The sequence below is a fragment of the Peribacillus deserti genome (assembly GCF_016909175.1).
GTDB classification, from domain to species: Bacteria; Bacillota; Bacilli; order Bacillales; family DSM-1321; genus Paraperibacillus; species Paraperibacillus deserti.
Genome location: NZ_JAFBFI010000024.1, coordinates 12154 through 33843, shown reverse-complemented (window position 1 = coordinate 33843; position 21690 = coordinate 12154). Strand labels below are relative to the sequence as shown.

Genomic DNA, 21690 nt, shown 5'->3' with positions numbered 1-21690 from the left:
ACCGCCTATCCTCATCAGAACTACTTCTTCGTTCTATTCTATTAAGGGCAGCCTGGCCTTTAGGATGATTTTTTTCTGTTGTATTTATAAGGCTCTTTTCTTAAAGATTGTTGTTATTTAATAAGTTTTACAAAGTCATCTCATTGTTAAATTAGGTTGATTGGAGCGTAAGGTGCGAGACTCCTGCGGGAGCAGCGGGACAGGTGAGACCCCGCAGGCAAAGCCGAGGATGCTCACCGCCCGCCCCGCGGAAAGCGAGCATCCTGGAGAGGAAATCAACCTCCTTGTTCGATAGCAACAAAGTTTGCGAAAACAGCCATTTATAAACAAAGCTGTGTTCCGTCTCTCGGAAAAAAGGCACACAGCAACATATCTCCTAAAACTAAAAAGTCCTTCTCAGGTTGAGAAGGACCGATTGTTCCATTATATTTTAGCGTTGTTAAGTGTAGAAGCAGCATTTTGCAATTCGATTTCACTCATTCTCTTCCGTCCTGCAAAAATGTAATAAAGATAACAGGCGATCATAAATGGAATTCCGCAATATAATGATATTCTCTGTTCTGGAATAAACGCAAGGCTGATAATCACCGCAGAGTTAAAGATAATAGCAAGAATCGGAACAAGCGGATACAGTGGTGTCTTATATTTCAAATCTTTTACTTTTCCGCCATGCTTTATATAATGTTTTCTTCCCATTAAATTTGATACAGCAATTGAAAGCCAGATAAACACCGCACCAAAGCCGGCAATCGACAGCAGCCATAAATATACAGTATCTTCGGCAAATATACCGGATAATAACGATAAGCAGCCTACGCCTAAGGATACAACTAGAGCAAGCATTGGTACGCCTCTTTTATTCAGCCTGCCAAAAGCCGGGCTGATCATGCCCTGCTTTGACATAGACCACAGCATTCGGGAGGTAGCATACAACCCAGAATTCGCTACAGAAAGCACAGCTGTAATAATGACAAAATTCATGATATCTGCTGCATAAGGAATGCCAAGGCCCTCAAAGACTACAACAAACGGACTGTCCACAAGGCCTGCCTTTTCCCAGGGAAATAAAGCAGAAAGGATAAAGATAGAAAGAATGAAGAATACAAATATGCGCCATACCGTACTATTTATTGCTTTAGGAATCGTTTTCTCAGGTTCTTCACTTTCACCAGCCGCAATACCCACCAGTTCCGTTCCCTGAAATGAAAAATTAACAGCAATCATCGTAACAACTATAGCTCCAATCCCATTTGGAAAGAGTCCGCCATTGCCAGTAAAGTTAGTTAGATAAGGTGCTGGCTGTCCATCTAAATGAAGGATACCGAATATCGCCGCACCTCCGAGCAGAATAAAAGCAATAATCGTAATGACCTTAATTCCAGCAAACCAAAATTCCACTTCTGCAAAGCTTCTGGTGGATAACGCATTAATGAAAAATAAAAGCAGTGTAAAAACAACACACCAGACCCAGGTCGAAACATCAGGGAACCAGCGTTTCATTAATATACTGACTGTTATAAGCTCAAGTCCTATGGTAACCGCCCAATTCAGCCAGGACATCCAGCCTACAACATATCCCGCCGAAGGAGAAATATATTTAGTCGCGTATGTCTGGTAGGAACCTGCATCAGGAAGCCTTACTGCTAATTCTCCCAAACAGAGCATGGTGAGGTACATGACAAATCCGCCCCATATATAGGCTACCATTGCTCCCCCAGGTCCCGCTTCATGAATAGTGAAGCCGGAACTCATAAATAATCCAGTTCCAATTACTCCGCCTAAAGCAATCATTAAAATATGACGGCTTTTTAACTCCCTTTTTAAAGACTGATCCCCCATAAAAATCCCCCTTAGGTATATCTTTTTTCATGTAAGCGCTTTAATAATCTTCTTTAATAAAAGCCCATTTGACGCCCCTATACAAATGCGCTTTTTGTCAGACTGCCTTTAATAGCTCTTACATTACTATATTCTGATAATTTTTACTTTACAATATAATCAGGATTTACACAAGCATCTTCCATCCTATTGTTATATTTGCATAAATATTAACTTGTTCAAATATTTATGTAGTTATCATTAACGGAAAAAATTATTATTTCAGAGGCAATAACCTATTTTTGTAAGAATCGAGGACAAGGAACATTTAAATTATATTGATATACTGATTTTTATCATACAAAAAGATCCCTTACCTAGGTAAGAGATCTTAAGATTCTTATTATCCGATGGAACCTTCCATTTCAAACTTGATCAGGCGGTTCATCTCTACTGCATATTCCATTGGAAGTTCTTTTGTAAATGGCTCAATGAAGCCCATTACAATCATTTCTGTTGCTTCCTGCTCAGATATTCCACGGCTCATTAAGTAGAACAATTGCTCTTCTGAAACCTTGGATACCTTTGCTTCATGCTCAAGAGAAATGTTGTCGTTTAGAATTTCGTTGTATGGAATCGTATCTGATGTAGATTTATTGTCCATAATCAACGTGTCACATTCGATGTTGGAACGTGCTCCTTCTGCTTTACGGCCAAAGTGTACAATACCGCGGTACGTAACTTTCCCGCCCTGCTTAGAGATTGATTTCGAAACAATAGTCGAAGATGTATTAGGCGCTAAATGGATCATTTTAGCTCCTGCATCCTGGTGCTGGCCTTTACCTGCAATTGCAATGGAAAGGGTCATACCGCGGGCGCCTTCACCTTTTAGAATTACTGCTGGGTATTTCATCGTAAGCTTAGAACCGATGTTGCCATCTATCCATTCCATGGTAGCATTCGCTTCACAGACTGCACGCTTGGTAACAAGGTTAAACACATTGTTAGCCCAGTTTTGGATAGTAGTATAACGGCAGTATGCACCTTTTTTAATCACAATCTCAACTACTGCACTATGCAGTGAGTTTGTTGTATAAACCGGAGCTGTACAGCCTTCTACATAATGCACGCTTGCATCTTCATCCACAATAATCAATGTACGTTCGAATTGGCCCATGTTTTCTGAGTTAATTCGGAAGTATGCCTGCAGGGGAGTATCCACCTTAATTCCTTTTGGAACGTAGATGAACGATCCTCCAGACCATACTGCAGAGTTTAAAGCAGCAAATTTATTATCAGTTGGCGGGATAGTTTTTCCAAAGTGTTCACGGAAAAGGTCTTCATTTTCTCTTAACGCCGAATCTGTGTCCTTAAACACAATACCCATCGCTTCAAGATCTTCTTTCATATTATGATATACAACCTCTGATTCGTATTGAGCAGAAACACCAGCAAGATACTTTTGTTCAGCTTCAGGGATACCCAGTTTATCAAAAGTCTGCTTGATTTCTTCAGGAACTTCATCCCAGGACTTCTCAGATTTCTCAGACGGTTTAACATAATAAGTAATTTCATCAAAGTTTAAGCTTAGTAAATCGCCGCCCCACTGAGGCATTGGCATATTATAAAAATGCTGTAATGATTTCAGGCGGAAATCAAGCATCCACTGCGGTTCATTCTTCATACGGGAGATTTCTTCAACGATTTCTTTTGTTAATCCGCGTTTTGAACGGAAAATGGAAACGTCTCTGTCTGAAAAGCCGTATTTATAATCTCCGATCTCAGGCATCTTCTTAGCCATATTGCTCGTTCCTCCATTCTTGGCAGCAGCAGCCATGCACTTCTGCTATCCGGTTATTCTGTTGCATTCAATCCCTTTTCCATCGCCTTCCAGGCAAGGGTTGCACACTTAATTCGTGCCGGGAATTTGGACACTCCTTGAAGTGCTTCTATATCGCCTAAATCTATATCTTCATCATATTCATTACCCTGCATCATGTCAGAAAAGATCTTTGACAGCTTAAGAGCAGTCTCGATGTTTTTTCCTTTTATAGCCTGTGTCATCATGGATGCTGATGACATCGAAATGGAACATCCTTCTCCTTCAAACTTTGCAGCTTTTACTATTCCCGCTTCTACATTTAACGTTAGACGTATACGGTCACCGCAGGTAGGGTTATTCATATCGACAGTAAGGTTTCCATCATCAAGCACCCCTTTGTTGCGGGGGTTTTTATAATGGTCCATAATCACCTGGCGATACAATGTATCTAAGTTATTAAAAGACATTGCTGAAATACTCCTTCGTTTTGACAAGCCCTTGAACGAGCTTATCAATATCTTCTTCGGTGTTATACAGATAAAAGCTCGCACGGGCAGTTGCTGATACATTTAACCAGCGCATAAGCGGCTGCGCACAATGATGGCCTGCACGGACGGCTATTCCGTCTGCATCCAGAACCGTGGCTACATCATGCGGATGAACATCGTCCAAATTAAACGTTATCACACCAGCACGCTGCTCCGCGCTTTTTGGTCCAAATATCTTGATACCCTCGATGGTAGACATGGAATCAAGTGCATACGCAGCCAGTTTGTGCTCATGTGCTTCAATTTGATCAAGGCCTATGCTTTCTAGGAAATCAATAGCTGCACCTAACCCTATTGCACCAGCTATGATAGGCGTTCCCCCTTCGAATTTCCATGGTAATTCTTTCCATGTTGATTCGTATAAATCAACAATGTCAATCATTTCACCGCCGAATTCGATAGGTTCCATATTTTCAAGAAGATGTTTCTTGCCATATAGAACACCAATACCAGTAGGTCCGCACATTTTGTGTCCAGAGAAAGCGAAGAAATCACAATCAAGGTCCAGTACATCTACTTTTAGATGGGGAGCAGCCTGCGCTCCGTCCACCACCATCACCGCTCCATTTTCATGGGCTATTTTTGTAATTTCTTTAATAGGATTGATAACTCCCAATACGTTTGAAACATACATAATGGAAACAATTTTAGTATTGCCGGTAATCGTTTTATTAACATCTTCTATTGAGATTGTACCGTCTTCCTGCAAGGGAATATACTTCAGCGTGGCACCAGTCTGTCTCGCTACCTGCTGCCATGGAATGACGTTGCTGTGATGCTCCATGTAGGAAATCACAATCTCGTCTCCTTCTTTCAAGCTTGGTCTGCCATAGCTTGAAGCTACCAGGTTCAGCGCTGTTGTAGTTCCTCTTAGAAAAATAACTTCCTCAATGGATGAAGCATTTATAAATTTACGGGCCTTTTCACGGGCTCCTTCATATCGATCAGTTGCTTTAGTTCCTAAAGTGTGTACGCCCCTGTGTACATTAGAGTTATATTCACGATAATAGGTGTTGATCTCTTCAATAACCTGAAGAGGCTTTTGAGAAGTCGCAGCACTGTCTAAGTAAACAAGAGGGCTTCCATTTACATTCTGGTCCAGTATCGGAAATAACTTTTTGATATCATGGGCATTCATTATTTTACTTTCCTTTCGATTACCTCTACCAATCCTTTTTTAACTGCTTCGATTGGCAGCTGGTTTACTACAGGAGCCAGGAAACCATGGATAACTAACCTTTCTGCTTCATGTTTTGGAATACCTCTGCTCATTAGATAGTAAAGCTGAATAGGGTCTACACGACCTACAGATGCAGCATGTCCTGCTGTTACATCATCTTCATCGATAAGAAGAATCGGATTTGCATCTCCGCGGGCTTTTTCACTAAGCATCAATACTCTTGATTCCTGCTCGGCATTTGATTTAGAAGCTCCATGTTCAATCTTGCCGATTCCATTAAATATGGAAGAAGCACTGTCTTTCATAACTCCATGCTTTAATATATAGCCCTCAGAGTGCTTGCCCCAGTGGGTAATTTGTGTTGTGAAGTTTTGAATTTGTTCTCCGCGTCCGACTACGACCGTTTTCGCATCTCCAAACGAACCGTCCCCTACAAGGTTGGTTACATTTTCAGAAATGGTATTTCCGTCGTTCATCAAGCCAAGTGCCCATTCAATTTTAGCATCTCTTCCTGCCGTACCTCTGCGGTTCACATAGGTAGTGATGCCCTTTGATAAATTATCAACTGCACCATATGCTACACGGGCGTTCGTATTGGCAAATACCTCAGTGACAATATTAACAATACCGTTTTCTGCTTCAGCAGTAGAAATGTAGTTTTCAACATAAGTTAATTGGCTGTTATCATCAGCAACAACCAATACGTGGTTAAATAGGGATGCCTCAGGATTATCATGAAGGAATACAGCTTGAAGCGGCTCTTTAATTTCCACGTTTTTTGGAACGTAGATAAAAACTCCGCCGTTCAACAATGCTGCATGCAGAGCAGTTAAACGGTGTTCATCTGCTTTTACTCCATCCTTCATAAAGTATTTCTGTACAAGGTCCGCGTGGTCGCGAGCCGCTGTAAAAATATCTGTAAAAATAACACCCTGATTCTTTAGTTCTTCTGCCACCATAGAAAAAGCAGGTGTATTATTGCGTTGAATGTACAGGTTTTTGCTGCCTTCATTTGCATCAATCAGCGTTCTTACACTTTCAGGTAGTTCTTCAACAGAAGTGAAGATTTCACTTTCTACTACATGCTTTGTAAAGCCAGTGAAATTCCACTTATCTATTTTAGTTTTATCAGGCCGCGGCAATGGAAGAGTATCTAATGCTGCATAAGCAGAATTCCGTACATCCAATAGCCAGCCAGGTTCATTATTTTGTTTAGAGAAGGAGCTTACATACTCCTGGTCAAACGGCAATTTAGTTTCCGTGGTCATTGCAATCCTCCTAAAACTTACGCTTCTTGGCCTACAGTTTCGTCTTCAATACCCAGCTCTTGCTTAATCCAGTCATATCCCTCAGCTTCAAGCCTTTGAGCAAGCTCAGGACCGCCGGATTTAACCACACGTCCCTGCATCATAACATGGACATGATCTGGAGTGATATAGTTCAATAAACGCTGATAGTGGGTAATGATTAAGCAGCCAAACTCCTCACCGCGCATTTCATTAATCCCTTTAGAAACTACCTTAAGAGCATCAATATCAAGTCCGGAGTCAATTTCATCCAATATAGCAATCTTCGGTTGAATCATCATCAGCTGAAGAATTTCATTACGCTTCTTTTCTCCGCCGGAGAAACCCTCGTTTAGATAACGTTGAGCCATATCCTGGTCCATTTCAAGAAGATCCATTTGCTTATCCATAGTTCGGATGAATTTCATTAATGAAATTTCATCTCCTTCTTCTCTGCGTGCATTTACTGCAGAACGAAGGAAGTCAGCATTGGTTACCCCAGTGATTTCACTTGGATACTGCATAGCCAGAAACAGCCCGGCACGAGCTCTCTCATCTACTTCCATTTCTAGTACATCTTCACCATCCAGCATAATAGAGCCGCTGGTTACTTCATATTTTGGGTGGCCCATGATCGCTGAAGAAAGAGTAGACTTACCAGTTCCGTTAGGCCCCATGATAGCGTGTATTTCTCCGCCTTTGATTTCCAGGTTCACACCTTTTAAAATTTCCTTACCATCGATCGCAACATGCAGATCCTTAATTGTTAAAGTTGATCCAGCCATTATATTACCTCCGTGAATATAAGTACTTACCTGAAAAAACCCGGAATCCTCCGAGTATGTAACACTCTAAATATTTTAATTCTGAATGATCAGCCCAAAGGACTGTCTCAAGAGAACAATTAGCTTCATTCTCAATTTATTCTCATTACAATTTTATAACAAATCCAAAAACAAGGCAACCTTTTCGGAAAAGCGGAGGACGGTGCTTTTCAATTCAATCAGTGTAGGTCACCATGTGATGCAGATAAATAGTAAATCTAACCCAAATGAAAAGCAGACACCTTACAGGCATAAGAAAAGCGGAGGACGGTGCCTGCCACACTAATCTTATGATAATCTCAATGTACCTCCTACTTACTATAACGCTCACAAAAAGTAAGGTAGGCAGCCGATAAAGCAGACTTGCTGATTGGCGAGCGACAGTGAAGACAGAAGCTTAGTCGCACTCATGCGTAAGCCTTGCATAAGAAGAGCTGGCTGTGAGAAGCGGTCTTCTTCTTATTAACTGATTGGCTTATTTCTAAAACGGTGCTTTTCTATTAATTATTACCTTAACAATAGGTAAACAGACTTCAAGGAGTAGTTTTAAGTTTCAATAATACCTAATCCCATTTTAACTCAGTGATCGGCTTTTAAATATAGTAAAAACCAGCCAAACAAGTTAGGCTGGTTTTTTGCCAGCTTCTTAAAGAGGCTGGTTACGTATGCATTCTTCTATTTAGCTCTTCAGTGATCTGATGACTTTTCGAATAACTTCTTTCCCGTTTCTTTTCAACCTCAATACGCAGGTCTAAATTCCGGCTATATTCACTGTACCCTATGCCATGACTTTGCTGCATAGCCTTTTCCATGTCATGTGTTACGTGTAAATGCAAGTTATTCATGATGAGTCTCATCCCTCCTGTTTTTTTACGTCCCTATCATAACATTAGGTTTTTTTATCCGCAAAAGAGCTGTAGGGGCATATATTAGGATATTTCCTGACCTCGGCCGGCTAGATAAACTGTACCCGTTTTTCTATACAAATACTCTTGATTTTATTAAATTTCTGTTCGATTTATCCTTAAGATAGTGATTCAGTATCTGTCAGGTCTTCAATGGTATCTTGGATGAGGGTAACAGCCTGGCTCATCGCGGCCCCGCCTCCGAAGGCAGCAGTTACGCCGACAGTTTCTAATATTTCCTGCTCCGATGCTCCATGATCAAGGCAGCCTTTAACATGATAAATAATGCAGTATTCATCCTGAGAATATAAGCTGATGCCAAGCGCTATTAATTGTTTATCCTTCCCAGAAAGAGTACCTTCCTGAAAGCAAGCCTCTGTAAAAGCATTATAATGCTGGGCGAGCTGGGGCATCTTTTTCATGAATATCCCAAGGCCTTCTTTATAATCTCTTATGGCCATTTCAGAGGGATTCGTAGGCATATGTGGTATTTGATCCATTATTAGAGTCACTCCCGTAAAATTAGTCCCTCTTATTATGAACAAATGTATCAGCTCTATCCTTTGATTATATAAAAATTTTAGACTCTGCTGACTATGCCGCTCAGCATTATAGCTTATCGCTAAGCCTTTATGATTCAATGAATACTACCAAGAAATCCACTTAAATTTTTTATTTTGCCTCTTAAAATTGAGATGTCGCTCTTAAATATCTAAAACTCCTCTTAAAGTTTTGTTTTCTCACTTAAATTTCTAAAAGGCCACTTTAAGTTAAGAAAGGATACTCATTGACCTCAGGAAAATGTCTACAAAACATATATAAAATGAATAAAAAACACCTACCCAGCCTTCTAATCAGCAATAACTAGGTATAAATCAGGGTTAGACTGGATAAAAGACCACTATATATCAGCCTGGTTCGGGCGCAGTGAAATCACGCCGCTCCGCGCAAATTCAGCTCTCTTCCACAAAATCACGTAAATCTATTGCTTCCTAGTAAAGTGCAAATTAAAAAGGAGCAGGCAATATCCCGCTCCTTTTGGTGTGTTATTTAGATACAGGTACAACTGCACCTTTGTATTCTTTAGTGATGAAGTCTTGAATTTCTTTAGAGTGAAGAACTTCAATAAGAGTCTTAATTTCTTTTTTGTCTTTATCGCCTTTTTTAACTGCGATCACATTTACATATGGAGAATCTGAATTTTCAAGTGCGATTGAATCTTTGACAGGATTTAGACCTGCATCAATGGCATAGTTTGAGTTGATTAGAACTGCGTCGCCTTCGTTATTTTCATATACCTTTGGCAATAATGATGCTTCGATATCTGCTTTAAATTTAAGTGATTTTTTATTTTCAGTTATGTCTTTAACTTGTGCAGTGGTTTTGTCGATGCCTGCTTTCAGTTTAATTAAACCTTCCGCTTCAAGCATAGAAAGAATACGGCCATGGTCAGCCACAGAGCTGCTCATGATGATTTCTCCGCCTTTTGGAAGTTCATTCAGGCTTTTGTATTTTTTAGAATACACGCCGATTGGCTCAATGTGGATTCCGCCGGCATTTTCAAACTTGTAGCCATTTTCTTTAATTTGTGCAGTTAAATAAGGGATATGCTGGAAGTAGTTTGCATCCAGTTCACCTTCATTAAGAGCTTTGTTCGGCATAATGTAATCCTGATATTTAACAATCTTAAGATTAATGCCTTTATCTTCTAAAAGTGGTTGAGCCTTTTCTAAAATCTTAGCATGAGGAACGTTTGATGCACCTACTGTTAATTCTTTTGAACCGCCTTCACCTTCACCTGATTTATTTCCGCCACCGCATGCAGCTAATACTGCGGAAATAACAAGTACAAGCACTAAGCTTAGATATTTTTTCATGAATCCATTCTCCTTATCTTTTGTCTAATTTTGATGTTATAAAATCACCAATAAATTGGATGATAAAAACAATGATTAATACAATAATGGTAGCAATGAACGTTACATCATTCTGGCTTCGCTGGAACCCTTCTAAGTAAGCAAGGTTTCCTAATCCGCCCGCACCTACAACACCTGCCATCGCTGTATAGCCAACTAGGGCAATTGCTGTGACAGTAATTCCGGAAACTAACGCTGGAAGACTTTCAGGAATGAGTACTTTAAAAATGATGGTGCTCACTTTTGCTCCCATTGACTTCGCAGCTTCTATGACACCTTTATCGATTTCACGAAGTGCAATTTCGACCATTCTGGCATAGAACGGCGCTGCGCCGATTATTAGTGCCGGCAGTGCAGCATTGGCACCAATCATAGTATGAACGATTGCCATTGTGAATGGGATCAGCAATACAATCAATATGATAAACGGTATAGATCGGAAAATGTTAACAAACGCGCTGATAACGGTATTAATCACTTTGTTCTCCCAAAGATTTCCCTTCCCAGTTAAGAACAAAAGCAAACCGAGCAGGATACCTATAAAGAAGGTAGCCACTACAGAAATAGCTGTCATGTACAAGGTTTCCAATGTTGCATCATAAATGGTATCCCACATTACATTAGGTAATAAGTTCTTAAGCATTCTCTATCACCTCTACTCCTACCTGACCTGCTCTGATATAGTCCAGGGCTTTGTTCATCTCAGCTTCCGGCCCATCTAAATGAATAAACAGCGTGCCGTAAGAACCGTCTTGCGTCTGCGATATTTTCCCCTGAAGAATGTTGACATCCAGTTCAAAATTACGGATAAGCTGGGTGATCAAAGGCTGTTCTGCTGAAACTCCCACGAAGCTCAACTGAATAACTTTTCCATTTGGATAATTTTCAAGCAGATGCTCTACCGTTTCTTTTGTTTCCTCCGGTTCTGTTACCTGCTGAACAAAACGCTTTGTGATCTGCGCTTGAGGGCGTTTGAACACATCCAGAACCTTCCCCATCTCTACCACTTTCCCGCCTTCCATTACAGCTACTCTGTGGCAGATTTTACGGATCACATGCATTTCGTGGGTAATCAGGACAATCGTTAACCCCAGTCTTTTATTAATATCCTCTAAAAGGTCCAATATGGAATCAGTTGTCTGCGGATCAAGCGCTGAAGTAGCTTCGTCACATAGCAGAACTTTAGGATTATTAGCAAGAGCCCTTGCAATTCCGACTCTCTGTTTTTGTCCGCCGCTCAGCTGTGAAGGATAAGCATCCTCCCGTCCTTCGAGTCCAACCACCTTAATGAGTTCACCCACTCGCTTTTGCCGCTGGATCTTTGAAACTCCTGCAATTTCCAGCGGGAAAGAAATATTCTCCCTCACCGTTCTTGACCATAAAAGATTGAAATGCTGGAAGATCATACTGATTTCCTGGCGTGCCTTCCTCAAATCCGCACCTTTAATCTTGGAAATCTCACGGTCTGCTACTGAGATTGTTCCAGTTGAAGGAGTTTCTAAGCCATTCAGCATCCGGATTAATGTACTTTTCCCTGCTCCGCTATACCCGATAATTCCGAATATTTCTCCCTGAGCAACCTGTAATTCTATATTGTCAACAGCTTTTATCTGCGCGCTGTTTTTTAACTTAGATTTATATATCTTGCTGACATTGGATAGAGTGATCAATCGTTTCACCTCTTTTTTAAACTTAGGATTATTATTTACCTATAAAAAAACAAAAGCCTTTCTGTTGAAATAACAGAAAGGCATAATTTATTTGCTAGACCTTTCTCTCATTTCCCAAAGCGTAACCGCTTTGTGTGAATTGGCACCTTTTCAAGGCTATAATACCTTGCCGGTTGCCGGGTTTCATCGGGCACATCCCTCCACCTCTCTCAATAAGAGCATATAACATATTAAGTTTATACTATCGTATAATAGTAAATTTGAATCACATAATTGAGATTCTAACATCCTCTTAAACGATTGTCAATATAATGCGTGAACCCTTTTTAAAAAATAAAAGCCAGCTGAAGTTATAATTAACTCAGCTGGCCTTCCTATTAATGATAGATTAGATATTAACCGTTCCCCTGGAAGATATACACGTTGCAGCCTTAATAGCTGCTTCCAGGTCCTGAATCAAATCTTCGGCATTTTCAATTCCCACAGACAGCCTTACTAAATCCTCTGTTACCCCTGAGGCTTTTAGCCCCTCATAATCAAGCTGCTGATGAGTTGTACTTGCTGGATGAATGATCAAGCTTTTCGCATCTCCCACATTAGCCACATGAGACCATAATTTAACAGAATTAATTAATTCAGCCCCAGCTTTTCTGCCGCCCTTAATGCCAAACACGATTACAGCGCCTGCTCCCTTTGGCAGATATTTATCGGCAAGCGCCTTATCCGGATGACGTTGATCTCCTGGATACAGCATCCACTCTACAGCCGGGTGATTTTTAAGATAAGCAGCGACTTTTGATGTATTAGCTAAATGCTCCTTCATACGCACATGAAGGGTTTCTAAGCCTAAGGTAAATTGGAAAGCATTATAAGGGCTCATAGCCGGCCCCATATCTCTTAGCAGCTGGACACGTGCTTTTGCTATATAAGCTGCCGGGCCGAGAGCCTCACTGTAAATTAAATGATGATAACTTGGATCAGGTTCTGTAAATCCAGGGAATTTGCCTGATTTCCAGTTGAATTTTCCGCCATCTACAATAATTCCCCCTAGAGTCGTTCCATTGCCAAGAAGCCATTTTGTAGCGGAATGAACTACGATGTCAGCACCAAATTCTAGAGGCCTGCATAAGTAAGGAGTTGCAAACGTATTGTCTACGATTAAAGGGATTCCTGAAGCATGTGCTATCTGAGCTGCTCTTTCAATATCAAGGACAGCGAGACTTGGATTCCCTATCGTTTCTGCAAAGATTGCTTTGGTTTTAGGTGTAATGGCCTCCTCTAAGTTCTTAGGATCCTTTGGGTCGACAAAGTGAACCTTTATACCGTACTTCGGGAGAGTGTTGGCAAATAGATTATAAGTACCTCCATAAAGAGAGGACGCAGAAACAATTTCATCTCCAGCGCCTGCCAGATTTAAAATGGAAAGCGTAATAGCTGCCATCCCGCTCGAAACAGCAAGTGCCCCTATTCCCCCTTCTAGAAGAGCTACCCTTTCTTCAAATACGGATACCGTTGGATTATGTATGCGGCTGTATATATACCCTTCTTCTTTTAATCCAAAGAGGCTGGCGGCGTGGTCTGTATCTTTAAACAAGTAAGCATTACTTTGGTAAATAGGAACAGCCCTGGCACCTGTCTGGGTTTCTTTAGGCAGACCGCCATGGATTGTTAAAGTTTCAAATTTCAGCTTTTGTTGTTCAGCCATTGTACAATTCTCCTTCACCCATTATTTTTTTCACAACTTTATTTTTCTTTGTAAGGCTGATTTAGTAAAAATACGGCTTCCAGATATAATAAATCCCGATATGATCCCTCTACTTCCAGTTGTCGTTCTTTAACCAATTTTTGAAGTTTTTCTTTCACCTTAACAAAGTTTTGAGGCTGTCTTCCCTGCCTCTAATATAAAAGTGGACATTTTCCTCTGCAGATACTATATATTGTTTGTTTTAGATATATGAAGAAGTTTTTCCTCTCTGCCAGTCTGAAAGCAAATCGTACGGCTGTTATTCGAGAGAATGGGAAGCAAATAGGGTTTTTTCTTTAAATTATTTAAAAATTCATTGAATACAAGGTCCATTTACATTCCCCCTTCACTTACCTAAATTATTCCATGCTCTAGCAGCAGTCTCCTTCAACAAAATGTCGACAAAATATCAGACGCATAGGCTGCCGGGTTGAACGAAAACCGCAATATGTGTCGACAAAAAAACACCCGTATATACGGGTGTCAGGCAAGTTTCTTCAGTATCTCATAGATATAAGGTACTGATTTAAAAGCATAAATTTTCTTTTGTAATTCCCCGTTAGTAAATAATAAAAGACAGGGCACACTTTCTATTTGATATGTCTCAGCGATCTCAGGCATATAATTAAGATCGGCCTTACCCATCATAAATTGTGGCATCAGCTTTTCAGTTACATCCAGTATTTTTGAGGCAACATGACACGTGCCGCATAACGGAGTAAATAAATAAAAGCAAAATGGCTGGCCGCTGTCGATTGCTGCTGCCAATTGTTCCTCTCTCCACACTTCCATGAATGATTAATACATCCTTTGCTCTAAAAATTCCGCATTAACATCAATATTGGCACTTAATAATACAGTTGCGATATGGTAAGCAGGGGCATTTTCCACTTCTCGATAAGATTTATCAATGTAAAGATGCAAAGCTTCCGGGAATTCTCTTTTAAATTGCTTACGGAGTTTTTCCCCGGCTTCATCTGCATCAACCAGGATGTAAACCTCTTTGTTAAAATGCTCGTCCATAATCTCCTCCAGCCGGCTGACTGAAATTGTACCATTTGTGCATATAATTTCAATAGGCTCGTTTAAGACACTGATGACTTTTCTCTTATCTGATGTGCCTTCTACGATAATGACCTTTTCAACATGTTCAATTTCCATATTCATCACCCTAAAGCGGTTTCTCTAATTAATAGATCCTTCAACCTTCATTGCCGGGTCTAAAAACAAAAATCAACTAATTCAATCCTTTACTTCAAAGGCATGATCAATAATTGATGAATCATATGAATATAATTTGTTTTACTTTTCCCTTATTTAAAATATAAAAACTCACTTCTTCTCATAAACAGGATAATTAAGTCTGGATAAATTTCAATTATCTTCTTTTTTTGACCTAAAAAAAGAAGGCTCAGCTGAGCCTTCAGTTCTTTTAGTCTTCACTTACCATAGCTTCATATTGCTCTGAAGTCATTAATCCATCAACATCACTTACGTTAGAAGGTTCAATTACAACCATCCATGCTTTTTCATATGGAGATTCGTTTACAAATTCAGGGCTGTCACTTAGTTCCTCGTTAATCTCAACTATTTTCCCACTGATAGGAGCATAAAGTTCAGAAACTGTTTTTACTGATTCAACACTTCCGAATGGCTCGTCAGCTTTAATTTCAGCTCCAACTTCTGGGAGCTCAACAAATACAATGTCGCCAAGCTCAGATTGAGCAAAATCTGTGATTCCTATACGCACGTTGCCGCCTTCAATTTTTACCCATTCATGTTCTTCTGAATAACGTAAGTCTTTTGGTGTATTCATGGTCCATTTCCCTCCATATGTATGAGAACATGCGTCTCATTTACCGTATTAATTTCTATAATTTCAATATAACATAATAAAAATGGACATGCCTATTTACAAGATAAGATTATAACCACATTTTTTGATATTCATCCTCTTTAAAGCCGACAGTCACTTTATTACCGTCTGTTAATATCGGTCTCTTTAAAAGCATTCCATCAGAAGCTAAAAGGTCGTATAGCTCAGTTTGTGAAGCATTTTTGACTTTATCCTTTAGACCCAGCTCTTTGTACTTAAGACCACTTGTATTAAAAAACTTTTTAAGCTCGAGTCCGCTCTTTTGGTGAAGCACTTCAATCTCACTTCTAGACGGAGGATTCTCGACAATATGTTTTTCCTCATAGCTTAAAGAATGCTCATCCAGCCACTTTTTCGCTTTACGGCATGTTCCACACTTAGGATACCAATAAAACCTAAGATTATTTGAGTCTTCAGCCATATACTCACCCCCTGTTTCTATTCTAGACATGTTCTGAAGGGCTGAAACCAGTTAAAAACTAAAAGACACCGTTGTAAGTTCTCTGAAGGCAGCTCCCCGCAGAAAATAGAGAACCCTGCTAAAATCAGCAAGGTTCAAGTCTTTCTAATTATTTATACTACATAACGCTCAGCATCTACCAGCTTTTCGGCTGCTTCACGCTTCTTAGCAATCACATTAATTGGAGTATGTCTTGTAAACTTACGCAATGCTGATATGAGCATTCGTAATGTATCTCCCTGCTCAGCTGCCACAAGTGTTTCTTTTGCATGCAGTTCAATCAGATTGAATGCTTCCTGGCAGAAAATCTGAGTGTAAAGCAGCTTCTGGCTGTTTTTCTCAGCACCAGATTTCTCGATAGCCTTCTCTGTACGAAGCACAGCTGATTCCATTGAATAAGCAAGTGATACGATGTCAGCGATATTCACTAATATTTCCTGCTCTTTTTCTAAAGCTTTGCCAAATTTCTGGGCCGCTAATCCTGCAGCCAGCAAGCCTATTTTCTTAGCATTTTTTACTAAGTGTTTTTCTTGTGCCAGAGGCTCTTCACCAGGCTCTTCCGGCATAAGCATCATTAATTCTTCCTGCAGTGCCTGAGCCTTTTGGAATAGAGGAAGCTCGCCCTTCATCGCTTTACGGATGTATGTGCCTGGCACGAGAAGCCGGTTAATTTCATTCGTCCCTTCAAAAATACGGTTAATTCTTGAATCACGGTAGGCGCGCTCAATTTCGTATTCGGCCATAAAACCATAGCCTCCATGAATTTGCACGCCTTCATCTGCTACATAATCCAATACCTCGGTAGCAAATACTTTATTTAAGGAGCATTCGATCGCATATTCCGCTATAGAATCTGCAACTGCCTTCCCGTTATTAATTTCCTCATCAGTCAGTCTGCTCATGCGGTCTTCAAAAAGTCCCACTGTCCGCCAAACAGAGCTTTCAGCTGCATATATCTTGGATGCCATAGTCGCAAGCTTTTCTCTTGTCAGATTGAACGAAGAAATAGGTGTTTTAAACTGCTGGCGCTGGTTTGCGTACTGAACAGTTAATTCAAAGGCGCGTTTAGAGCCTCCTACAGCTCCAACTCCCAGCTTATAACGTCCAATATTCAAGATATTAAAGGCAATGATATGGCCCTTTCCAGCTTCGCCCAAAAGGTTTTCTTTAGGAACCATAGCATCTTGGAGGATTAATGTGCGTGTTGAAGAGCTTTTGATTCCCATTTTCTTTTCTTCTGCTCCGGTTGAGACACCAGGGTATTCGCGTTCAACTATGAAAGCTGAAAAGTGTTCGCCGTCAATCTTCGCATATACAACGAAAACATCGGCAAAGCCAGCATTTGTAATCCATTGCTTTTCACCGTTTAACACATAATGAGTGCCTTCTGCATTTAGCTTAGCCGTAGTCTTTGCACCTAAAGCGTCTGACCCAGAACCTGGCTCTGTAAGCGCGTATGCTGCAAGCTTTTCGCCCGTCGCTAGTGCAGGAAGATATTTCTGTTTTTGATTCTCATTTCCGAAGAGAACAATAGGAAGAGATCCTATCCCAACGTGAGCTCCATGGGAGATAGAAAATCCGCCGGCTCTGGACATTTTTTCGGCAATTAAAGCGGAGCTTACCTTATCAAGGCCAAGACCGCCGTATTCCTCCGGCACATCTGCACCTAGAAGGCCTAATTCTCCAGCTTCCTTTAGAAGTCTGACGGAGTGTTCGAATTCATGGTTTTCAAGATTTTCAACGACAGGCATTACCTCATTAGCTACGAATTCATCCGTAGTTTTTGCAATCATAACCTGTTCATCTGTAAAATCCTCTGGTGTAAATACTCTGTCATAAGAAACATCTTCAATCAGGAAGCTTCCGCCTTTAATTACGTCTTGAGTTTGATTAACTGTCATACTGTTATCCCCTCTCATTATATTAAGTCTCTGATTACCTTATTAAGCCAGCAGTTCAAATACGCCGGCAGCACCCATTCCGCCGCCGATACACATCGTGACGACTCCAAACTGCTGATTTCTTCTCTTCATCTCGTGTATTAAAGAAAGTGTAAGCTTTGCACCCGTACATCCAAGCGGATGGCCTAAAGCAATTGCCCCGCCGTTCACATTCACAATTTCTTCGTCCAATCCTAACTCACGGATTATCTGAATAGATTGTGAGGCAAATGCTTCATTCAGCTCAAACAAACCAATATCAGAAAGTTCGAGCCCGGCGATTTTTAGAGCTTTAGGGATTGCTGCAATTGGGCCAATCCCCATTACTTCTGGAGGTACTCCTGCAACAGCAAAAGATCTGAACTTAGCCATAGGCTGCAGGCCAAGTGAGCCCGCTTTTTCCCGGTCCATAACCATGACAGCAGCTGCGCCGTCACTTGTTTGAGATGCATTTCCAGCGGTAACGGAGCCTCTTACATTGAAAGCGGGTCTTAGCTTACCTAATACTTCCAATGAAGTATCTGCACGGACACCTTCATCCTGTGAAAATACCACTTGCTTTTCTTTAAGCTTATGATCTGCCCCGACACTCCGGAGAGTCACATCTACTGAAACAATTTCATCAGCAAATTTTCCTTCTTGAATGGCTTTTGCTGCCCGCTGGTGGCTTCTTACCGCAAAGGCATCCTGGTCTTCCCGGCTGATTCCGTATTTTTTTGCAACCTCCTCTGCAGTATGCCCCATGCCCATATAGTACTCTGGCGCTGTTTCTGCAAGTTTGGCGTTCGGTCTTGTAACATGGCCCATCATTGGAACAAGGCTCATGGATTCAGCCCCGCCGGCAATGATTGTATCTGAATGACCCAGCATAATACGCTCCGCCCCATAGGCAATCGTTTGAAGGCCGCTTGAGCAATAGCGGTTTACAGTGATGGCCGGTACCGTATGAGGAAGTCCTGCTAACGCTCCGATATTTCTTGCCATGTTCAAACCTTGTTCAGCTTCAGGCATTGCGCAGCCAATGATCAAGTCATCAATACTGCCCTCATAATTTCCTGCTCGTTTTAGGGTTTCTTTTACAACGAGAGCCCCTAGATCGTCAGGACGTACATTGGCCAGTGTCCCCTTTTTTGCTTTTCCAACTGGTGTTCTTGCACCGGCGACGATAACTGCTTCTCTCATGTCAATCCTCCTTAATTCTTATATCTATCATTCTATGAATCGGCTCAGGCCCGGTTTAGTTGCGAAGCGGTTTACCTTTAACAAGCATATGCTGCATTCTGGCTTGAGACTTTCCTTCAGCAACAAGGCTTAAGAATGCTTCTCTTTCTAAATCCAGCAAATATTGCTCATCTACTTCTGTTCCATAAGGAACCTTGCCGCCGGCAATGACATATGCCAGTTTTTTCGCTATTGTAAGATCATGTTCAGATATATATCCTGACAGCTGCATCGCATTTGCACCAAGAAGCAGTGCGGCATAGCCAGTTTCCCCGACTACAGGAACCTTTTTGCGGATTGGCGCTTTGTAGCCGCTTTCAGACAAGGAAAGAACAGCCTGTTTTGCATCATATAAGAGATGATCCGGATTTACACTGACTCCATCGCCGTTCCCTAAGAAGTTATTGTCCCTTGCCTCTTCTCCTGAAGTAGAGACTTTTGCCATAGCAATAGATTCGAATACTTTATTAGCTACTTTCTGAAGATCAAATTCCACTCCGTGAGGCATACTATTAAGATGCTTTATATAAAGCTCTTTATTTCCGCCGCCGCCTGGAATAAGACCAACGCCGACTTCGACTAATCCCATATACGTTTCCGCCGAAGCCTGGATACGGGCTGCTGGAAGGCATACTTCAGCTCCGCCTCCAAGGGTCATGCCAAAGGGAGCTGCCACAACTGGTTTACTGCTGTACTTGATTTTCATCATGGCCTGCTGGAAATGCCGGACAACCATATCTAGTTCATATATATTGTCATCCTGGGCTTCCATAAGAATCATGGCCAGATTTGCTCCAACGCAGAAGTTTTTCCCCTGATTTCCAATGACAAGGCCTTTATATTTTTTTTCTACTTCATCGACCGCAAAATTAATCATTTGTGTAATATCAAGGCCGATTGCATTGTTTGGTGAGTGAAATTCTAGAAGCGCAACGCCGTCCCCAAGGTCTATTAAGCTTGCGCCGCTGTTCTTCTTAATAACACCGTGTTTTTTCTTATATTGTTTTAGATTAATGTTCTTTGGATTTAGCTGCAGCTGTTTATAATCTCCTCTTGTATAGAAAAATGTGCTGCCATCCTCTTCTTTATAAAAGTGAGGAAAACTGCTCTCAGCAAGCTCCTTCACCCATGCAGGAACGATAAGCCCTTCTCTTTCCATTTTGGCAATGGACTTTTCAAGGCCTATCGCATCCCATAATTCAAAAGGACCCATTTCCCAGCCAAAGCCCCATTTCATTGCCTGGTCAATGGCCGCCGTATCATCTGCAATCGTCCCAAGCAGGCTGGCCGAATAAACAAGAACCGGACTCATAATATTCCATAAAAGCTGTCCTGCCCGGTCATCAGCATATACAAGCGCTTTCAATTTATTCGGCAGCCCTTTTTCCTGTTTGCTTAGTTCAGTGGCAGCCGTCTTCAATTTTTTCCTTGGCACATACTCCAGTGTTTCGGGATCAAGCTCCAGGATCTCTTTACCTTGCTTTAAGAAAAACCCCTGGCCCGATTTACTTCCCAGCCAGCCATTTTCAAGCATCCTATTAATGAAAGGAGGAGTATCAAAAACCTCTTTTTCCTCGCCTTCTACCTGGTCGAATACATTTTTTGCCACATGTGCAAAAGTGTCTAAACCAACTACATCCAATGTCCTGAAAGTTGCGCTTTTTGGACGGCCGATCATCGGCCCGGTAATGGAGTCCACTTCACCTACACTATATCCGCCTTTCAGCATTTCCCTTACAGTAACTAGAAGACCGTACGTGCCAATTCTATTGGCAATAAAATTTGGTGTATCTTTAGCTTCTACAACACCCTTTCCCAGTACATCCTCACCAAACTGCTTCATAAACTCGAGGACCTCAGGATCTGTTGCACTGGTCGGGATTACTTCTAATAGCTTTAAATAGCGGGGAGGGTTGAAAAAGTGAGTTCCTAGGAAATTCCTTTTAAAATCTTCACTTCGTCCATCGGTCATGGCTTCTACCGAGATTCCCGATGTATTGGAGCTTACTATGCTTCCCTGCTTTCGGAATTGGTCAACCTGCGAGAACACTTTTTTCTTGATATCAAGGTTTTCCACTACTACTTCAATAATCCAGTCTACCTCTCCAAGACGAACCATATCATCTTCGAAATTTCCTGCCTCAATCAGGCTTATATTCTTTTTAGAGCTAAGCGGAGCTGGCTTTTGCTTCAATAACTTCTGAAGTGCGCTGCTGCTTATCCTATTTTTCACTGCTTTATCTTCCAGGGTAAGGCCTTTTTTTGATTCCAGCTCGAGCAGCTCTCTAGGTGCAATATCAAGCAGCAGTGTTGGTATTCCTATATTTGCAAGATGAGCCGCTATTCCTGATCCCATAACACCAGACCCTAGAACTGCAGCTTTGCGTATTTGACGAACCAAAATAATATCCCCCTTTATGCGAAAATGTAATGAAAATTGATTGAATGAATACTCATTCATTTTACTTACAAAAAAATAT

At 41.1% G+C, this 21690-nt stretch carries 20 protein-coding genes and 1 riboswitch; all 20 genes read right to left on the bottom strand.

Features of this window, described 5'->3' with window-relative positions; all coding sequences use genetic code 11:
• Positions 1-423 precede the first annotated feature (423 nt).
• The 20 genes from JOC77_RS18845 to JOC77_RS18750 all read right to left on the bottom strand — a co-directional run bounded on the left by JOC77_RS18845 (position 424) and on the right by JOC77_RS18750 (position 21611).
• Positions 424-1839, bottom strand: coding sequence for an amino acid permease (locus JOC77_RS18845; protein WP_239558910.1), 1416 nt, complete (start codon positions 1837-1839; stop codon positions 424-426).
• A gap of 382 nt (positions 1840-2221) precedes the next feature.
• The gene (sufB, locus tag JOC77_RS18840; RefSeq protein ID WP_204546941.1) at positions 2222-3619 is read right to left on the bottom strand and encodes a Fe-S cluster assembly protein SufB; all 1398 of its coding nucleotides are present in this window, start codon (positions 3617-3619) and stop codon (positions 2222-2224) included.
• 53 nt (positions 3620-3672) lie between these two features.
• Entirely contained in the window at positions 3673-4107 is a 435-nt protein-coding gene (gene sufU, locus JOC77_RS18835) for a Fe-S cluster assembly sulfur transfer protein SufU (protein WP_204546938.1), read from the bottom strand.
• Complete coding sequence (locus JOC77_RS18830) at positions 4097-5326, bottom strand: cysteine desulfurase (protein WP_204546935.1); 1230 nt, start codon at positions 5324-5326, stop codon at positions 4097-4099. The genes sufU and JOC77_RS18830 overlap by 11 nt, the downstream gene beginning before the upstream one ends.
• On the bottom strand, positions 5326-6636 hold the full coding sequence (gene sufD, locus JOC77_RS18825) for a Fe-S cluster assembly protein SufD (RefSeq protein WP_204546932.1): 1311 nt from the start codon (positions 6634-6636) through the stop codon (positions 5326-5328). The genes JOC77_RS18830 and sufD overlap by 1 nt, the downstream gene beginning before the upstream one ends.
• Positions 6637-6653: 17 nt before the next feature.
• Entirely contained in the window at positions 6654-7439 is a 786-nt protein-coding gene (sufC, locus tag JOC77_RS18820) for a Fe-S cluster assembly ATPase SufC (RefSeq protein ID WP_204546929.1), read from the bottom strand.
• Between the two features lie 698 nt (positions 7440-8137).
• Positions 8138-8323, bottom strand: a complete 186-nt coding sequence (locus JOC77_RS18815) for a YuzK family famiily protein (RefSeq protein ID WP_204546990.1) — start codon at positions 8321-8323, stop codon at positions 8138-8140.
• A 179-nt stretch (positions 8324-8502) separates the two neighbouring features.
• Positions 8503-8883, bottom strand: coding sequence for a carboxymuconolactone decarboxylase family protein (locus tag JOC77_RS18810; RefSeq protein ID WP_204546926.1), 381 nt, complete (start codon positions 8881-8883; stop codon positions 8503-8505).
• 546 nt (positions 8884-9429) lie between these two features.
• Positions 9430-10260 carry a MetQ/NlpA family ABC transporter substrate-binding protein gene (locus JOC77_RS18805; protein WP_204546923.1) on the bottom strand — a complete coding sequence of 277 codons (831 nt, stop codon included), beginning with the start codon at positions 10258-10260 and terminating at the stop codon, positions 9430-9432.
• Between the two features lie 13 nt (positions 10261-10273).
• On the bottom strand, positions 10274-10942 hold the full coding sequence (locus JOC77_RS18800; RefSeq protein ID WP_204546921.1) for a methionine ABC transporter permease: 669 nt from the start codon (positions 10940-10942) through the stop codon (positions 10274-10276).
• Entirely contained in the window at positions 10935-11969 is a 1035-nt protein-coding gene (locus JOC77_RS18795; protein WP_204546918.1) for a methionine ABC transporter ATP-binding protein, read from the bottom strand. Before JOC77_RS18795 ends, JOC77_RS18800 begins: the two co-directional genes overlap by 8 nt.
• 104 nt (positions 11970-12073) lie before the next feature.
• Positions 12074-12188, bottom strand: a riboswitch (SAM riboswitch).
• Between the two features lie 169 nt (positions 12189-12357).
• Positions 12358-13674 (bottom strand): O-acetylhomoserine aminocarboxypropyltransferase/cysteine synthase family protein, encoded by a 1317-nt coding sequence (locus JOC77_RS18790; RefSeq protein ID WP_204546915.1) that lies wholly within the window; start codon positions 13672-13674, stop codon positions 12358-12360.
• A gap of 225 nt (positions 13675-13899) precedes the next feature.
• Positions 13900-14046, bottom strand: coding sequence for a hypothetical protein (locus tag JOC77_RS18785; protein ID WP_204546912.1), 147 nt, complete (start codon positions 14044-14046; stop codon positions 13900-13902).
• A 150-nt stretch (positions 14047-14196) separates the two neighbouring features.
• Positions 14197-14505 carry a thioredoxin family protein gene (locus JOC77_RS18780; RefSeq protein WP_204546909.1) on the bottom strand — a complete coding sequence of 103 codons (309 nt, stop codon included), beginning with the start codon at positions 14503-14505 and terminating at the stop codon, positions 14197-14199.
• A 6-nt stretch (positions 14506-14511) separates the two neighbouring features.
• Complete coding sequence (locus JOC77_RS18775) at positions 14512-14874, bottom strand: toprim domain-containing protein (protein WP_204546907.1); 363 nt, start codon at positions 14872-14874, stop codon at positions 14512-14514.
• A gap of 271 nt (positions 14875-15145) precedes the next feature.
• On the bottom strand, positions 15146-15529 hold the full coding sequence (gcvH, locus tag JOC77_RS18770) for a glycine cleavage system protein GcvH (RefSeq protein WP_204546904.1): 384 nt from the start codon (positions 15527-15529) through the stop codon (positions 15146-15148).
• A 109-nt stretch (positions 15530-15638) separates the two neighbouring features.
• Complete coding sequence (locus JOC77_RS18765; protein WP_204546901.1) at positions 15639-16010, bottom strand: arsenate reductase family protein; 372 nt, start codon at positions 16008-16010, stop codon at positions 15639-15641.
• A 152-nt stretch (positions 16011-16162) separates the two neighbouring features.
• The gene (locus JOC77_RS18760) at positions 16163-17950 is read right to left on the bottom strand and encodes an acyl-CoA dehydrogenase family protein (protein ID WP_204546898.1); all 1788 of its coding nucleotides are present in this window, start codon (positions 17948-17950) and stop codon (positions 16163-16165) included.
• A 42-nt stretch (positions 17951-17992) separates the two neighbouring features.
• On the bottom strand, positions 17993-19171 hold the full coding sequence (locus JOC77_RS18755) for an acetyl-CoA C-acetyltransferase (RefSeq protein WP_204546895.1): 1179 nt from the start codon (positions 19169-19171) through the stop codon (positions 17993-17995).
• A gap of 55 nt (positions 19172-19226) precedes the next feature.
• Complete coding sequence (locus JOC77_RS18750) at positions 19227-21611, bottom strand: 3-hydroxyacyl-CoA dehydrogenase/enoyl-CoA hydratase family protein (RefSeq protein WP_275585093.1); 2385 nt, start codon at positions 21609-21611, stop codon at positions 19227-19229.
• Positions 21612-21690: the final 79 nt, after the last annotated feature.

What these genes read in the sequence shown, in the direction of transcription:
- JOC77_RS18845 (WP_239558910.1), bottom strand. Translation starts at nt 1,839, where the DNA reads ATGGGGGATCAGTCTTTAAAAAGGGAGTTAAAAAGCCGTCATATTTTA.
- sufB (WP_204546941.1), bottom strand. Translation starts at nt 3,619, where the DNA reads ATGGCTAAGAAGATGCCTGAGATCGGAGATTATAAATACGGCTTTTCA.
- sufU (WP_204546938.1), bottom strand. Translation starts at nt 4,107, where the DNA reads ATGTCTTTTAATAACTTAGATACATTGTATCGCCAGGTGATTATGGAC.
- JOC77_RS18830 (WP_204546935.1), bottom strand. Translation starts at nt 5,326, where the DNA reads ATGAATGCCCATGATATCAAAAAGTTATTTCCGATACTGGACCAGAAT.
- sufD (WP_204546932.1), bottom strand. Translation starts at nt 6,636, where the DNA reads ATGACCACGGAAACTAAATTGCCGTTTGACCAGGAGTATGTAAGCTCC.
- sufC (WP_204546929.1), bottom strand. Translation starts at nt 7,439, where the DNA reads ATGGCTGGATCAACTTTAACAATTAAGGATCTGCATGTTGCGATCGAT.
- JOC77_RS18815 (WP_204546990.1), bottom strand. Translation starts at nt 8,323, where the DNA reads ATGAATAACTTGCATTTACACGTAACACATGACATGGAAAAGGCTATG.
- JOC77_RS18810 (WP_204546926.1), bottom strand. Translation starts at nt 8,883, where the DNA reads ATGGATCAAATACCACATATGCCTACGAATCCCTCTGAAATGGCCATA.
- JOC77_RS18805 (WP_204546923.1), bottom strand. Translation starts at nt 10,260, where the DNA reads ATGAAAAAATATCTAAGCTTAGTGCTTGTACTTGTTATTTCCGCAGTA.
- JOC77_RS18800 (WP_204546921.1), bottom strand. Translation starts at nt 10,942, where the DNA reads ATGCTTAAGAACTTATTACCTAATGTAATGTGGGATACCATTTATGAT.
- JOC77_RS18790 (WP_204546915.1), bottom strand. Translation starts at nt 13,674, where the DNA reads ATGGCTGAACAACAAAAGCTGAAATTTGAAACTTTAACAATCCATGGC.
- JOC77_RS18785 (WP_204546912.1), bottom strand. Translation starts at nt 14,046, where the DNA reads ATGGACCTTGTATTCAATGAATTTTTAAATAATTTAAAGAAAAAACCC.
- JOC77_RS18780 (WP_204546909.1), bottom strand. Translation starts at nt 14,505, where the DNA reads ATGGAAGTGTGGAGAGAGGAACAATTGGCAGCAGCAATCGACAGCGGC.
- JOC77_RS18775 (WP_204546907.1), bottom strand. Translation starts at nt 14,874, where the DNA reads ATGGAAATTGAACATGTTGAAAAGGTCATTATCGTAGAAGGCACATCA.
- gcvH (WP_204546904.1), bottom strand. Translation starts at nt 15,529, where the DNA reads ATGAATACACCAAAAGACTTACGTTATTCAGAAGAACATGAATGGGTA.
- JOC77_RS18765 (WP_204546901.1), bottom strand. Translation starts at nt 16,010, where the DNA reads ATGGCTGAAGACTCAAATAATCTTAGGTTTTATTGGTATCCTAAGTGT.
- JOC77_RS18760 (WP_204546898.1), bottom strand. Translation starts at nt 17,950, where the DNA reads ATGACAGTTAATCAAACTCAAGACGTAATTAAAGGCGGAAGCTTCCTG.
- JOC77_RS18755 (WP_204546895.1), bottom strand. Translation starts at nt 19,171, where the DNA reads ATGAGAGAAGCAGTTATCGTCGCCGGTGCAAGAACACCAGTTGGAAAA.